Source organism: Priestia megaterium (assembly GCF_023824195.1).
GTDB lineage: Bacteria > Bacillota > Bacilli > Bacillales > Bacillaceae_H > Priestia > Priestia megaterium_D.
The window spans coordinates 4,836,554-4,850,286 of record NZ_CP085442.1 but is presented as its reverse complement, the minus strand read 5'-3'; the positions used below and the strand labels follow the sequence as shown (position 1 = coordinate 4,850,286).

Sequence of the window (13,733 nt, the reverse complement as noted above, 5' to 3'; positions counted from 1 at the left end):
AGGAAGCATCAGCTTCCTGCTTTTTATTTTTTCTTTAGTTCTAAACGATCATTTCTTTCCCACGTTCTTAACTGAGGATATGGGTCAAACGACCACTCATTTTTGCCGTTATCTTTATACATTCCATAATGCAAGTGAGGAGGGAATTTTCCAGAAGTTCCAGGAGGTCCATAACCGGAACTTCCTACTCCGCCAATGAGTGTTCCTGGTTCTACAATTTGTCCTACTTTTAAATTTTTTGCAAATCCGCTTAAATGTGCTAAATAGTGATAATTATTATGAAGGTCACGAATACCGATTCGCCAGCCTCCATATTTATTCCATCCTTTAAGCTCAATAATGCCATAGCAAGGGGATTTTACTGGAACTCCGTAATCTGCAAAAATGTCTGTTCCTTCATGAATTCGTTTTCCACCCCAGCCGCGCGCATCTCCCCATGTACTGCGATAACTGTAGTTCGCACGGAGAGGCACAGGAAATGAAGAACCTTTTAAATCAATGCGACCGTAATGGCGAAAAATTTTAGCATTCCCTAAAATAATATCAACCGCTTTAGCGCGGTGATAATAGTTCCAAAGCGCAATTTTAATATAGTCTTGGGACACCCCGAACGTCCGAATATAATCTGCTATTGTAAAAAGCATATCTTCATCATTAAATTGGTCTGCTTTTTTGTCTCCGTTCCCATCTTTACCCATCCCCCCTAGGAGAGAAATAGTAAGTGGGTTTGTATCTTCCAAATTTGGATTTAAAGAACCTGACCATTTTTCTGGAGGATAATAAATGGCGATCGCACCTTTTTCTCTTGGAATATCTTTATGAGAGCGTCGAATATTTCGTTCATACTGGTCAATCCCAGCAAAGTAATACCAAGGAATCGTAGTAGCGGCTTCCATTTGTTTATACAGCTCTAATCTCTTTTGAATAAGTATTTTTTCTTGATCTGCTGAAGATTCAGCTGTTACGTGGTGCCATCCTGTGAATATAGAGATGAACATAAAAAGTAAGATAATCGTTTTGCGCATCGTGTTTCCCCCTTTCTAAAAATAGTGTGTAACACTAGTTTGCAGCGAGAAAAAAGATTTCATAAATATTAATTAATGGAAATCGCTTCAAAACTTTTTTAAAGAATTTTATTCAGAAGATAAATGGAAATTATACGGAGGATGAAAACGCACACATTTGGATGGGAAATAGAAGAAAACTGAGGGAAATAAAGAGCAGACAACTTGTCGAATCTCACTTTTTTATGATAAAGTGACATATAGTTATGTTTTTAATATGTAGTTAAAATTAAGCATATAGGTTATAGACATTTTCTAGATTGGTGGAGTTGATAATATGGCAACAAAAGAAGAGCATGTCCGCAAACCCGAGTGGCTGAAGATTAAGCTAAACACAAACGAAAATTACACAGGCTTAAAGAAAATGATGCGTGAGAAAAACCTTCATACAGTTTGTGAAGAAGCAAGATGTCCGAATATTCATGAGTGTTGGGCTGTTCGTCGTACGGCAACTTTTATGATTTTAGGAGAAGTATGTACACGTGCCTGTCGTTTTTGCGCGGTTAAGACAGGTTTACCAACAGAATTAGATTTAGAAGAGCCAGAACGCGTAGCAGATTCTGTTCAGCTAATGAACTTAAAACATGCGGTTATTACAGTAGTAGCTCGCGATGATTTAAAAGACGGAGGAGCAAGCGTATTAGCTGAAACAATTCGTGCGATTCGTCGTAAAAATCCATTTACAACAATTGAAGTATTGCCTTCTGATATGGGCGGTGTGGAAGAGAACTTACGTATTGTAATGGACGCACGTCCTGATATTCTAAACCATAATATTGAAACAGTACGCAGCCTTACGCCTCGTGTTCGTGCTCGTGCTAAATATGAGCGTTCTCTTGAGTTCCTTCGCCGTGCAAAAGAAATGCAGCCGGATATCCCAACAAAATCAAGTATCATGCTTGGTCTAGGGGAAACAAAAGAAGAAATTATTGAAACGATGGATGACTTGCGTGCGAATAACGTAGATATTATGACGCTAGGGCAATATCTGCAGCCAACTAAAAAGCACATAAAAGTTCAGAAATATTACCATCCAAATGAGTTTGAAGAGCTAAAAGAGATTGCTTTATCAAAAGGATTCAGCCATGTTGAAGCAGGTCCTCTTGTACGTTCTTCTTACCATGCAGATGAGCAAGTTAACGCTGCTGCAAAAAACAAAGCACAAGAAAGCAAATAAGGTAAAAAGAGACTGGAACAAAAGTAGTTTAGCCGAAGTGAAAAACGAACCACTAATCAAACTGTTTGATTAGTGGTTCGTTTTTTTGTTACGGTGAACTTAGATTTTATCTGTTTCGTTTATTCCACCATATCTTTGTCCGTCATCGATTCATTCAATTCGTTTTTCTCTCTACCGTTTGCATCTTCTCCGCCGTTCATTTTACGCCCTTGGGGAGATTGTAGCATTTGTTGAATAACTCCATCGATTCGTTTTCTAGCATCATTCGTTTGCGTATTCATTTCACTAATATTTTCGATTTGGTCCATATGTTTCGGATTATCTGAGACGTATACATGATAATAACGAGGAACTACAGACATAGCTGTACGTTTTACCTGATCGGCTGCGTTATTCCTATTTTTAGCATCTGTTTTATAAGCAACAAGCACATCTTTATCGGTTACTAGCGTAGCGGCTTGCTTAATATTTGGAATAGCGGTGCTCAGTTTACTAATATTGTCGGCTGCTTCTTCTCGATTAAATGTTCCTACTTGGTTCATATTGGAATTTTGTTCATTTGTGTTTTTAGTGTATCGGACATATCCATAATTTGTGCCGGTATTATTATTTGGATTATAATAATGATTAGGCTCGTTTACATTAATGGCATCTGGGTTGTTTGGTGATAAATTTTCATTTTCAGCTGTGTTTTTATTTTGACAGCCGATGGTTAAAATACTTGTTATCAAAGCGATTCCAAGAATAGATTTTTTCACCATTTCCACCTCCTGTAATTAAATATCGTACGCCAGGTAAACCGGCGAACCTTCATGTGGAGCATAAAAGATCAGTAGGTATACCGATAAAACTCCTACAGGATTAGAGTGCTGCTTATACGTGAAAAATTTCATGTTAATTGATGGTTTCATCATCATAATTATGGTATGGTAAATTTTAAGAGAAGAGGTGTGAGCAATGGTCTGTATCAATAATATTTGTTATGAAGTATTAAAAGATGAGCGCGAGGCATTTAATGAAGAGGCGTTTAGAGGTCGCTTTATCGATGTGCTGAGCCGCTATGACTATATTGTGGGAGATTGGGGATACAATCAGCTTCGACTGCGAGGCTTTTTTGATGACCGAAATCAAAAGGCAACGTATGATACGAAGATTAGTACGCTTCAGGACTATTTACATGAATATTGTAATTTTGGCTGTGCGTATTTTGTCTTAAAAAAAGTCCATAAGTAAAAAAAGGCAAGCCGAAGACACTAATTGTCCTTCACGCTGCCTTTTTTTTTAGATCATTTCATATAAAAATTCACGAAGTTCCTGACCGTCTTCATTGTTTAATTTAAATACTTCTTCAAGATAGTTTGGTTCTTCAAGGTCATCTTGACCAATAATGGCAAAACGTCCTCCTTGAATATCAAGAACAACTTGTTTGCCATAATAACGGTCGGTTTGGATAATAGCTAAATCAAATCGTTGATTTTCGCCCATAAAGCTGACAAACCGGGTCTTTGTAGATACAACATCGTCATATAGATAAAAGCGTTCGCTCATAGGTATACTCCTTTCGTAGGTTGTATTTGTATCATATCAAATAAGGTCAAAAACAAAAATGAATTTATCAAATGGATAATGGGTCATGATAAAATAGAACAGGAACCCCGTTTGTTTATGAAAAAAGATTTATAGAGAGCTGACAACTAGGGAGGAAATAATATGTACTTTGTAGATCGTGAAAAAATAGAAGCCACGCTTGGTTTTTTTGATGAACATGTTCGTTTGTTCACTGAGCATTCGAGCTGGAACACAGAAATAGAGAAAAAGGCATTAGAGAGAATTGTACATCTTTTAATTGAAAACGTTTTAGATGTAGGGAATGCAATGATTGATGGATTTATTATGAGAGATCCAGGCAGTTACGACGATATCATTGACATTTTAGTTGATGAGAAAGTGGTTAAAAAAGAGGAAGAAACGCCATTAAAAGAGATCGTTCAATTGCGTAAAAGCCTTGTTCAAGAATATGTGGATGTTAATCATCAGGATATTTATCAAAAAGTGATGCAGCATAAAGACGTATTGGCAGCATTTTCAGAGCGCGTAAGGACATACCTAGAAACAGAATTAGGACCTGTGTCTGCTTTTCGTAACTAAAGACAAAGTTGTAGTAGTATAAAAAATAAGCTATGATTTCAAGTATGACACTTGAAAGGAGATCACACAACATGAAGGAATATAAAGGATATTTGATTGATTTAGACGGAACAATGTACAAAGGAACAGAGCTAATTGCCGAGGCACGTGATTTTGTTATTAAATTAAAGGAAAAAGGAATTCCTTATTTATTTGTAACAAACAACTCAACAAAAACGCCTGATAAAGTAGCTGAAAAGCTAGAGGCATTTGGCATTCCTGCAACAGAAGAGCAAGTTTTTACAACAAGTCAGGCAACAGCTAATTATTTGCATGAACGCAAAGCAAATGCTTCAGCTTATGTAATTGGTGGAGAAGGAATCCGACATGCGTTGCTTGAAAAAGGATTTACCATTGAAGAGGAAGATACGGATTTTGTAGTTGTTGGTTTGGATCAAGAAATTACATATGAAAAATTAGCAAAAGCATGTTTAAACGTTCGAAACGGCGCCTTTTTTGTTTCAACGAACGGAGATATTGCGATTCCTACTGAAAGAGGCCTACTGCCTGGTAATGGATCTATCACGTCCGTTATTACGGTTTCTACTCAAACAAATCCAGTATTTATTGGCAAACCAGAAAGTATTATTATGGAGCAAGCCCTTGAAGTCATCGGTACGCCAAAAGAAGAAACAATCATGATTGGTGATTATTATGATACAGATATTTTAGCAGGGATGAATGCAGGCTTAGATACATTATTAGTCCATACAGGGGTAACAACAAGAGAGTTACTAGAAGGATATGAGAAAAAGCCAACTTATACGGTAGATTCACTAAAAGAGTGGATGGAGCGAATTTAAAAAGCTGTCAATTGACAGCTTTTTTTGTTTTTAGAACCTATTCTTGACTGGCAGCCCGATGCGCTAACCGGCTAGAAGCAGCGGCGGCAATTGCGCCTACTAAATCATCTAAGAAAGTATGGCACTCTCCAGTCGATTTATCGTTTAATCGTTCTAGAATACCTGGCTTTTGTTTATCAATATACCCGTAATTGGTAAAGCCGATTGATCCGTACACATTTACAATCGATAATGCTAAAATCTCGTCGATACCGTATAAACCTTCGTCTTTCTCAAGAATATCCAACAGAGGCGGCTCAATAACTTTTTTTTCCGTGAGGACATCTAATTGAATACCCGTTAAAATAGCATTTTGAACTTCTCGTTTAGAAATGACGCGCTCAACGTTATATAAACAGTCTTCGATTGTTAAGTTTGGGTGATACTTTTTTTGCAAGTAATAGACCAGTTCAGCAATGTCTGTAAGAGCCACGCCGCGTTCTATTAACCATTCTCTTGCTTTTTTTTCTAACTCACTTTGTGTATGTTTTTTCTCCAAGTATCATCACCTGTTTTCTATATATTTTTAAGTCTAAAGTTGTTTCATACTACTAACCCGGAGTAAATAACTATAAATGGTGTATTTCTAATCTATTCATTCCTCCGTAAATATTATGACAAGTAATGTTGTTTTCCATCATATAATTTCTTGAATGAATGAAGAGAGGGATTAAAATGATACAAACCATTTATGAGCACTACGGATTACGTCCAAATGAATTTATGCCCGTTGGTAAATTTGAAGGTTTTCAGTATCGAGATATTTTATATACAATCATTAATGTAAAGCAAATGGAACAAGACGAGTTAAATGAACTATATCAAATGAGTCAATTTCTGATGGGGCAAGGTGATCGCCATGTGGCAACATTTATGCCTAATTTGAATGGTGAAATGATTACAGAAACTGAAACTGAAAAATTTATCATTTGCCGCTGTCTTGCGGAAGAGAAAAACCCCAATTTTTCACCTGGGCACGAGCTAGCTGTTTTTCATCAAAAAGGGAGGCTGTTTCCTTATGAAGTGGAAAAAGCAAACCGGCTAGGGCAATGGAAGTCCATGTGGGAGAAGCGTCTCGACCAGATGGAGCAATTTTGGTATGGAAGATTACGTGCTTTGCCTAATCAAGAGATGGAAAAACGTTTTTTAGAAACTTTTCCTTATTACCTAGGATTAACGGAAAATGCTATTCAATACCTAGTAGACACGGAAATTGACGATTTGCCTCGTTCAGTTGACGCTGCGACGATTTGTCATCATCGGTTTGGGCAAAAAACATGGGGGGAGGACTACGTTTACAAGCTCCCAGCAGATTGGGTCTTCGATCATCCGAGCAGAGATATAGCTGAATATATAAGGGAACAATATTTATTAACATACGCTGTCGATGAAAGGCACATGCATCAGTTTTTAAGTGAATACGAAAAGGTAAATCCGCTTTCTTCTTTTTCATGGAGACTGTTATATGCTAGACTTCTTTTTCCTGTTCATTATTTTGAGGTAATTGAAGGGTACTACAGTGTACAAGATGAGCGGCAAAAACAAAAGTATTATGAGAAGCTGGAAGGAGTATTAGCTCATTCTTCTCACTACGAAGCTTTTCTGAAGCGCTTTTACCAGTCGGTGGGTATTTCAACGTCTCGTTATCACATTCCTGAATTAACATGGATTCATTAAAAAGCGATTACTATAGAATATGATAAAATAGAAAAATAGGTGTTGGATAATCCAAACCCGTTTTTCTATTTTGTTTTTGTGCATGCAGTTTAAAAAGGATAAAGAGGTGGCGTACATATGGACAAGCCGTTTGTATTTATTACGAGAAAAATACCGAATGAATTAATCGAACCTTTAAAGGCAGTAGCGAATGTGGAAATGTGGGATAAAGAAGATGAGGCAGTCCCTCATGAGCTGCTTTGTGAAAAAGCTAAGCACGCACATGCTCTATTAACAATGCTGTCAGATCGTATTGACAGTGAATTGCTTACGCAAGCTCCTCATTTAAAGCTTGTAGCTAACTTGGCGGTCGGATTCGATAATATTGACGTAGAAGCGGCAACTGAACGAGGAATTATCGTTTCTAATACGCCCGATGTTTTATCTGATACAACAGCAGATTTAACGTTTGGTTTATTAATGAGTGTAGCTAGACGTTTAGTAGAAGCTGCTGGATATGTGAAAGAAAATCAGTGGAAAAGCTGGAGTCCATTTTTGTTAGCAGGTAGAGATGTTCATCATAAAACATTAGGTATTGTTGGAATGGGGAAAATTGGAGAGACGCTTGCGAAACGTGCTACAGGTTTTGATATGGAAATCTTGTACCACAATCGAAGCCGCAACCTTCAAGCAGAAAAAAAGCTCGATGCAGTTTACTGTGAGTTAAATGAGCTGCTTGAACGATCTGATTTTGTTATTTGTTTGACACCGTTAACGGACGAAACCAAACATTTATTTAATGCATCAGCATTTGAACAGATGAAAACAACTGCGATTTTTATTAATGCTTCAAGAGGAGCAGTGGTTGATGAGCAAGCATTGTTACATGCGATTCAATCCGGTGAAATTGCTGGAGCTGGCTTGGATGTATTCGATCAAGAGCCTATCTCTGCTTCTCACCCTCTTCTTCAATTGCCTAATGTTGTAGCTCTTCCTCATATCGGCAGTGCGAGTATCGAAACGCGCACGGAAATGATTTCTTTATGCGTAAAAAACATTAAAGCAGTTCTCACAAACGAGTCTCCTATTACAATTGTAAATAAAGAAGCGTTTGCGAAAAAATCATAGTGGAAAAAGGCAATTTCATTTCGGTGAAATTGTCTTTTTTTTATTAAAAAACAGTGGTAGCCATGTTATGATAATAAAATGAAATATTTTAAAAATTTACATTTATCTTTATATACCAATTTTTTTAACGAGTTTACGAGAAAAGATGGCAAGTAAACCTTGTAAAAAAGAAAAATAAGGTCTATAATGTCCTCTATAAGAGAACAAATGTATACGTAGAAAGAACACAGAGGTGAGGAATATGACAAAAAGTATTTCAGTAGGATTATTAGGGTTAGGAACGGTAGGAAGCGGAGTAGTCAAAATTATTGAAAATCATCAGGATAAATTAAGTCATCAAGTCGGATGTCCTGTAGAAGTTAAGAAAGTAGTAGTTAAAGATATTGATAAGAAACGTGACGTAGAAATCAGTGAAGATAAATTAACAACGAATGTTGAAGACGTTTTACATAACGCGGAGATTGACGTTGTCATTGAAGTAATGGGTGGCGTTGAAGAAACAAGAGATTATATCTTAACAGCCCTTCGTAATAAAAAGCATGTTGTAACGGCAAACAAAGATTTAATGGCAGTTTACGGCTCAGAATTATTAACAGTAGCTTCTGAAAATAGCTGTGATTTATTTTATGAAGCAAGTGTAGCAGGCGGTATTCCAATTCTTCGTGGATTAGCAGATGGATTAGCATCTGATCGTATTACCAAAATGATGGGAATTGTAAATGGAACAACAAACTTCATTTTAACGAAAATGACAAAAGAAGGAAGCGCTTATGATGAAGTGTTAAAAGAAGCGCAGGATTTAGGATATGCTGAAGCGGATCCAACTTCTGACGTAGGTGGTTTAGATGCTGCTCGCAAAATGGCAATCTTGGCTACACTAGGCTTTTCAATGAAAATTGACTTGGATGATGTTCGTGTTCAAGGTATTACAGAAGTAACAGAAGACGACTTGCAATATAGTAAACAATTAGGCTATACGATGAAGCTGATTGGATATGCACATCGTGACGGAGACAATGTAGAAGTTAGTGTTCAACCAACTCTTTTAGCAGATACACATCCTCTTGCTTCAGTAAGCGATGAGTACAACGCTGTATATGTATACGGAGAAGCTGTCGGCGAGACGATGTTTTATGGACCGGGGGCAGGAAGCCTGCCAACTGCCACTGCTGTTGTATCAGATTTAGTAGGTGTTATGAAAAACATGCGTTTAGGTGTGAATGGGAAAAGTGCGGTAACACCTCAGTATCCAAAACAGTTAAAAACAGAAGATGAAATGTTCTCGAAGCATTTCTTACGTATTCATGTTAAAGATCAAGTTGGAGCATTTGCAAAATTAACAACACTATTTTCAGAGCGTGGCGTGAGCTTCGAAAAAATTATCCAACTTCCTGTGAAAGGAAGCGAATTAGCTGAAATTGTTGTTGTTACACACAAAACATCTCAAAAAGATTATGAGGAAATCCTTCAGCAGCTTCGGGATTTACCAATTGTAGAAAATGTAAAAAGCAGTTACCGCGTAGAGGGAGTTGGCACAGTATGATGTGGAAAGGTCTATTAGCTGAATATAAAGAATTTTTACCTGTAACAGAGAAAACACCTATGCTTACACTACATGAAGGAAATACGCCCTTAATTCATCTTGCTCATTTATCAAAAGAGCTAGGCATTGATTTACACGTGAAAGTAGAAGGGTTAAATCCAACGGGGTCATTTAAAGACCGCGGAATGGTAATGGCTGTAGCAAAAGCAAAAGAAGAAGGAAGCAATACGGTTATTTGTGCATCTACCGGTAACACATCCGCAGCTGCAGCAGCTTATGCATCACGCGCTGGCATGCGCTGTATCGTTGTTATTCCAAATGGGAAAATTGCGATGGGGAAATTAGCTCAAGCTGTTATGTATGGTGCAGAAATTGTAGCAATTGAAGGAAACTTTGACCAAGCGCTTTCTATGGTTCGTAAGCTAAGTGAAACATCACCAGTTGCACTTGTAAACTCCGTGAACCCATACCGTATTGAAGGGCAAAAAACAGCTTCTTTCGAGATTTGTGAACAGCTTGGAAAAGCGCCTGACGTTTTAGCTATCCCAGTGGGGAATGCAGGTAATATTACAGCTTACTGGAAAGGATTCAAAGAATACAGTGAACGTCACCAAACGTCTCTTCCTCATATGCACGGGTTTGAAGCAGAAGGTGCAGCGGCGATCGTGCGTAATCAAGTTATCGAAAATCCAGAAACAATTGCAACGGCTATTCGAATCGGAAATCCAGCAAGCTGGGATTATGCTGTAAACGCAGCAAAAGAATCAAACGGAAAAATTGATGAAGTAACAGATGAACAAATCTTAGAAGCATATCGTACAATTGCACGCAAAGAAGGTGTATTTGCAGAGCCAGGTTCTTGCGCTTCAATAGCTGGTGTGTTTAAAGATGTAGCTTCTGGTAAAATTGCAAAAGGTTCAACGGTTGTCGCTGTACTAACAGGTAACGGATTAAAAGATCCAAACGTAGCAATCGATGCTCACAATGTAAAGCCAGTGGTTTTACCAAATGATGAAGAAAAGGTATTTGAGTATATCCAAGGTGTCGTTGCTTCATGCTAGAAAATGAACGTTTTGTCATTACGGTCCCAGCTAGCTCTGCTAATTTAGGGCCAGGGTTTGATTCCATTGGAGTGGCTTTATCTCGCTACTTAAGATTAACAGTAGAGCGTCATGACGAATGGATTTTTATCGCTGAGACAAAAGAAGTGCAAAGTATTCCTACAGGTACAGATAACTTAATGTATGAAGTGGCACAAGACGTGGCTCGTCAATTTAACATTGATCTTCCAAGTGCGAAGGTCTCTGTTTGGAGCAATATTCCATTAGCAAGGGGACTTGGAAGCAGCGCATCGGCTATCGTAGCTGGAATCGAGCTGGCCAATGTACTGTGTGACTTGCGTTTATCAAAAAGAGAAAAGCTTCGCATCAGCAGCTTAATGGAAGGACATCCCGATAACGTCAGCCCTTCTATTTACGGCGGAATCGTTGTTGGTTACCATCATGAAAATGAAACATATATTGCTCAAATACCTGAATTTGATGTCGATATCGTGATGGCTATTCCAGAATATGAATTAAAAACAACCGATGCTCGTGATGTGCTGCCTTCGGATATTAATTATCGCCACGCAGTAGAAGCTGGGGCAATCGGGAACATGCTAGTAGCAGCCCTGTTAAATAAAGATTTACCTCTGGTAGGCGAATTTATGGAGAAAGATTTATATCACGAACCTTATCGCATGAGACTCGTGCCAGAGCTTTCTCTTGTGCGAAAAGAAGCAAAAGTTCTCGGCGCATACGGTGTGTCACTAAGTGGAGCCGGTCCGAGTGTGTTATGTTTAGCACCAAAAGGAAAAGGCAAAGCGATTGCTGAACATATGTATGCTTTACTGCCGAACTGCGAAATAGATGTTTTACAAATTGATCGCAAAGGTGTATTTGTAGAAGCTGAAGTGACAACGAGCTAATAAAAAAATCCTCATTCATTTGAATGAGGATTTTTTATTCGCAAGCCCCAATAAAATGGGAGGTTGCTTTTATCATAAAATCAAAGAGATTAGAATACTTGTTCTACTTCAACTACACCAGGTACTTCTTCTAAAAGGGCACGTTCGATACCAGCTTTTAGCGTAATTGTTGAACTTGGGCAGCTTCCGCAAGCGCCTAAAAGACGTAATTTTACAATACCATCCTCTACGTCTACTAGCTCACAGTCTCCACCGTCGCGAAGTAAAAACGGACGAAGTTTTTCTAATACTTCTTGAACTTGCTCGTGCATTTCTGACATAACTATCGACTCCTTTCTTCTACTCTTATTATAAACGGTCTTTCATGAAAAATCTATTGGAGTATACATCGTAATGTTACCTTAAAAGAAAAAGATGTGCAATGAATCAGTTTTGTGTAAAATAGTATTCATAATGAAGTAAAAGTGTGAATAATCGTACAGTTTGTATGTAAAGATTCAAGGGGGATGTGCTATGCAATCAACTGAGGTAGAAGTGTGCATTTATGGAGCTGAAATTGTTTGTGCAAGCTGTGTTAACCTGCCGTCTTCAAAAGACACCTATGATTGGCTAGAGGCAGCGATTTCTCGCAAATATCCGAACCAACCGTTTGTTATCACATATGTAGATATAAACGAGCCGCCTGCAGATCCGAAGAAGGCAGCCTTTGCCAAGCGTGTGATTGAGGAAGATTTATTCTATCCTGTAGTGGTCATTAATGGAGAAATTGTTGGGGAAGGCAATCCGAAATTAAAGCGCGTATTTGAGGAAATGGAGAAGTATGGTTTCTGCGCATCATAATGAAAAAAGCCGTTAGATTGTCAGTCATCTAACGGCTTTTATTTTATCCACTGTGGTGTTTATACATCCAAAGAATACCTGATTTTAATAATCGAGCTACGCGTCCTGTAATTGGACGTTCGGCAACTAAGCCAAATCCATGCTTTTTGCCTAATGAACCAAGTATGCCTTTTAATTTAATAGTTGGCAATTCATCCGGAAGTGCTTCGCCTTTCCAGCGGTGAAGAAGTACTTGCACAATTTGTTCAGCCTGACCTTCTGCAAGCTGAGCACTTGGTGCATGCGGTAGGCTTGCACAATCACCTAAAATGTAGACATTTTCATCGTCAGGCAAGTTATGGTATTTTGTCAATACGACGCGTCCTTGAGGATCCTTTTCTACGTCTAAATCGCGTACCACTTTATTTGGCTGGATACCCGCTGTCCACACGATTGCATCGCTTTGAATGGGCTCATCATGATTATAAAGAATGTTCGGTTCTACTTTTGTAATATTAGCACTATTTACGATTTCGACACCGTTTGAAGTAAACCAAGTTTGAACGTAATTACTTAAACGTTCTGGGAAAGCAGATAAAATTAATTTACCGCGGTCAAATAAGATGATTTTTAAATCCGGGCGGCTTTCTCTTAGCTCGCTTGCTAGTTCTACTCCGCTTAATCCAGCTCCTACAATTGAAACAGTAGCGTGGGCGGGCAAGTTGTTTAATGTCTGATAAGTTGCTCGTGAAGCATCAATGGATTGAATGCTGTATGTATGCTCAAGAGCTCCGGGAACTCCATGATATTTATCTTCACATCCGAGTCCTACAATCAGGTCATCATAAGCGATCATTTGATCATCCACATAGACACATTTCTCTTTCAGGTCTATGCGTTTTACACAGCCGTAGCGAATCTTTAAGCGAGGGTGTTCAGGAAAAGCAACACGAACATGCTGATCAGAGATTGTTCCAGCTGCAAGTGCATAGAATTCAGTTTTTAGTGAGTGATAAGGTGCTTTGTCAATAAGCGTTACTTCTACATCGTTAGGCAATTGATTCGGAAAAAGGCGCTGCAAAACGCGCATACCACCGTATCCGCCGCCCAGTATGACAAGGTTCTTCATGTGAATTTCCCCTTTAGCTTCATGCATTTTTGTTTTCTCTCTATTATTCTTGCTTTTAAGAATAGGAGAGTACAAATTACCGTTAATAAGGATGGTTGCCAAAAAGATATGAAAGGCTATATAAGATAACATATTTTACTTAAATAATAATTTAATATAACCTCGTTTGGTTTTCTATACATAAAAGTATAACTAAATTAATAAAAAACCACAATATGT

16 protein-coding genes are annotated in these 13,733 nt (G+C 38.2%); 10 read left to right on the top strand and 6 right to left on the bottom strand.

The features are described 5' to 3' along the window. Positions 1–23: 23 nt before the first annotated feature. Positions 24–1,025 (bottom strand): M23 family metallopeptidase, encoded by a 1,002-nt coding sequence (locus LIS78_RS25235; protein WP_280640298.1) that lies wholly within the window; start codon positions 1,023–1,025, stop codon positions 24–26. A 316-nt stretch (positions 1,026–1,341) separates the two neighbouring features. Between LIS78_RS25235 and lipA the strand changes: the two genes are divergently transcribed. Further along, on the top strand, positions 1,342–2,241 hold the full coding sequence (gene lipA / locus LIS78_RS25230; RefSeq protein WP_013059637.1) for a lipoyl synthase: 900 nt from the start codon (positions 1,342–1,344) through the stop codon (positions 2,239–2,241). A gap of 119 nt (positions 2,242–2,360) precedes the next feature. On the opposite strand, the gene LIS78_RS25225 is transcribed toward lipA, so the two are convergent. After that, complete coding sequence (locus LIS78_RS25225) at positions 2,361–3,002, bottom strand: YhcN/YlaJ family sporulation lipoprotein (protein WP_252284486.1); 642 nt, start codon at positions 3,000–3,002, stop codon at positions 2,361–2,363. Positions 3,003–3,198: 196 nt separating this feature from the next. Between LIS78_RS25225 and LIS78_RS25220 the strand changes: the two genes are divergently transcribed. Next, positions 3,199–3,474 (top strand): YutD family protein, encoded by a 276-nt coding sequence (locus tag LIS78_RS25220; RefSeq protein WP_013059635.1) that lies wholly within the window; start codon positions 3,199–3,201, stop codon positions 3,472–3,474. A gap of 48 nt (positions 3,475–3,522) precedes the next feature. On the opposite strand, the gene LIS78_RS25215 is transcribed toward LIS78_RS25220, so the two are convergent. Next, positions 3,523–3,789, bottom strand: coding sequence for a DUF3055 domain-containing protein (locus LIS78_RS25215; protein WP_195781651.1), 267 nt, complete (start codon positions 3,787–3,789; stop codon positions 3,523–3,525). 162 nt (positions 3,790–3,951) lie between these two features. Here LIS78_RS25215 and LIS78_RS25210 point away from each other — a divergent pair, with 162 nt between their 5' ends. Next, positions 3,952–4,389, top strand: coding sequence for a DUF86 domain-containing protein (locus LIS78_RS25210; protein ID WP_195781652.1), 438 nt, complete (start codon positions 3,952–3,954; stop codon positions 4,387–4,389). Positions 4,390–4,460: 71 nt separating this feature from the next. Further along, on the top strand, positions 4,461–5,231 hold the full coding sequence (locus LIS78_RS25205; RefSeq protein ID WP_013059632.1) for a TIGR01457 family HAD-type hydrolase: 771 nt from the start codon (positions 4,461–4,463) through the stop codon (positions 5,229–5,231). A 37-nt stretch (positions 5,232–5,268) separates the two neighbouring features. Here the strand turns inward: LIS78_RS25205 and LIS78_RS25200 are convergent, their stop codons facing one another. Then, positions 5,269–5,769 (bottom strand): phosphatidylglycerophosphatase A family protein, encoded by a 501-nt coding sequence (locus tag LIS78_RS25200; RefSeq protein ID WP_013059631.1) that lies wholly within the window; start codon positions 5,767–5,769, stop codon positions 5,269–5,271. Between the two features lie 176 nt (positions 5,770–5,945). On the opposite strand from LIS78_RS25200, the gene yutH reads away from it, so the two are divergent. The 5 genes from yutH to thrB all read left to right on the top strand — a co-directional run bounded on the left by yutH (position 5,946) and on the right by thrB (position 11,566). After that, complete coding sequence (gene yutH / locus LIS78_RS25195) at positions 5,946–6,947, top strand: spore coat putative kinase YutH (RefSeq protein WP_013059630.1); 1,002 nt, start codon at positions 5,946–5,948, stop codon at positions 6,945–6,947. Positions 6,948–7,064: 117 nt separating this feature from the next. After that, positions 7,065–8,054, top strand: a complete 990-nt coding sequence (locus LIS78_RS25190; protein WP_209150728.1) for a 2-hydroxyacid dehydrogenase — start codon at positions 7,065–7,067, stop codon at positions 8,052–8,054. 241 nt (positions 8,055–8,295) lie between these two features. Further along, positions 8,296–9,597, top strand: coding sequence for a homoserine dehydrogenase (locus LIS78_RS25185; protein ID WP_195781656.1), 1,302 nt, complete (start codon positions 8,296–8,298; stop codon positions 9,595–9,597). Continuing rightward, positions 9,597–10,658, top strand: a complete 1,062-nt coding sequence (thrC, locus tag LIS78_RS25180; RefSeq protein WP_025752680.1) for a threonine synthase — start codon at positions 9,597–9,599, stop codon at positions 10,656–10,658. Before LIS78_RS25185 ends, thrC begins: the two co-directional genes overlap by 1 nt. Beyond that, positions 10,652–11,566 (top strand): homoserine kinase, encoded by a 915-nt coding sequence (thrB, locus tag LIS78_RS25175; protein ID WP_195781657.1) that lies wholly within the window; start codon positions 10,652–10,654, stop codon positions 11,564–11,566. Before thrC ends, thrB begins: the two co-directional genes overlap by 7 nt. Before the next feature lie 89 nt (positions 11,567–11,655). Here thrB and LIS78_RS25170 read toward each other — a convergent pair whose 3' ends face one another. Further along, a complete protein-coding gene (locus LIS78_RS25170) occupies positions 11,656–11,886 on the bottom strand; it encodes a NifU family protein (RefSeq protein ID WP_013059625.1) in 231 nt (76 codons plus the stop codon). Between the two features lie 193 nt (positions 11,887–12,079). Here LIS78_RS25170 and LIS78_RS25165 point away from each other — a divergent pair, with 193 nt between their 5' ends. Next, entirely contained in the window at positions 12,080–12,406 is a 327-nt protein-coding gene (locus LIS78_RS25165) for a YuzD family protein (RefSeq protein ID WP_195781658.1), read from the top strand. Between the two features lie 43 nt (positions 12,407–12,449). On the opposite strand, the gene LIS78_RS25160 is transcribed toward LIS78_RS25165, so the two are convergent. Next, positions 12,450–13,514: an NAD(P)/FAD-dependent oxidoreductase gene (locus tag LIS78_RS25160; RefSeq protein ID WP_013085326.1), complete on the bottom strand. Its 1,065-nt coding sequence runs from the start codon at positions 13,512–13,514 to the stop codon at positions 12,450–12,452. Positions 13,515–13,733 lie beyond the last annotated feature (219 nt).

Excerpts from the sequence above, each read along its gene's own strand:
- LIS78_RS25235 (WP_280640298.1), bottom strand. The coding sequence starts at position 1,025 with ATGCGCAAAACGATTATCTTACTTTTTATGTTCATCTCTATATTCACA.
- lipA (WP_013059637.1), top strand. The coding sequence starts at position 1,342 with ATGGCAACAAAAGAAGAGCATGTCCGCAAACCCGAGTGGCTGAAGATT.
- LIS78_RS25225 (WP_252284486.1), bottom strand. The coding sequence starts at position 3,002 with ATGGTGAAAAAATCTATTCTTGGAATCGCTTTGATAACAAGTATTTTA.
- LIS78_RS25220 (WP_013059635.1), top strand. The coding sequence starts at position 3,199 with ATGGTCTGTATCAATAATATTTGTTATGAAGTATTAAAAGATGAGCGC.
- LIS78_RS25215 (WP_195781651.1), bottom strand. The coding sequence starts at position 3,789 with ATGAGCGAACGCTTTTATCTATATGACGATGTTGTATCTACAAAGACC.
- LIS78_RS25210 (WP_195781652.1), top strand. The coding sequence starts at position 3,952 with ATGTACTTTGTAGATCGTGAAAAAATAGAAGCCACGCTTGGTTTTTTT.
- LIS78_RS25205 (WP_013059632.1), top strand. The coding sequence starts at position 4,461 with ATGAAGGAATATAAAGGATATTTGATTGATTTAGACGGAACAATGTAC.
- yutH (WP_013059630.1), top strand. The coding sequence starts at position 5,946 with ATGATACAAACCATTTATGAGCACTACGGATTACGTCCAAATGAATTT.
- LIS78_RS25190 (WP_209150728.1), top strand. The coding sequence starts at position 7,065 with ATGGACAAGCCGTTTGTATTTATTACGAGAAAAATACCGAATGAATTA.
- LIS78_RS25185 (WP_195781656.1), top strand. The coding sequence starts at position 8,296 with ATGACAAAAAGTATTTCAGTAGGATTATTAGGGTTAGGAACGGTAGGA.
- thrC (WP_025752680.1), top strand. The coding sequence starts at position 9,597 with ATGTGGAAAGGTCTATTAGCTGAATATAAAGAATTTTTACCTGTAACA.
- thrB (WP_195781657.1), top strand. The coding sequence starts at position 10,652 with ATGCTAGAAAATGAACGTTTTGTCATTACGGTCCCAGCTAGCTCTGCT.
- LIS78_RS25170 (WP_013059625.1), bottom strand. The coding sequence starts at position 11,886 with ATGTCAGAAATGCACGAGCAAGTTCAAGAAGTATTAGAAAAACTTCGT.
- LIS78_RS25165 (WP_195781658.1), top strand. The coding sequence starts at position 12,080 with ATGCAATCAACTGAGGTAGAAGTGTGCATTTATGGAGCTGAAATTGTT.
- LIS78_RS25160 (WP_013085326.1), bottom strand. The coding sequence starts at position 13,514 with ATGAAGAACCTTGTCATACTGGGCGGCGGATACGGTGGTATGCGCGTT.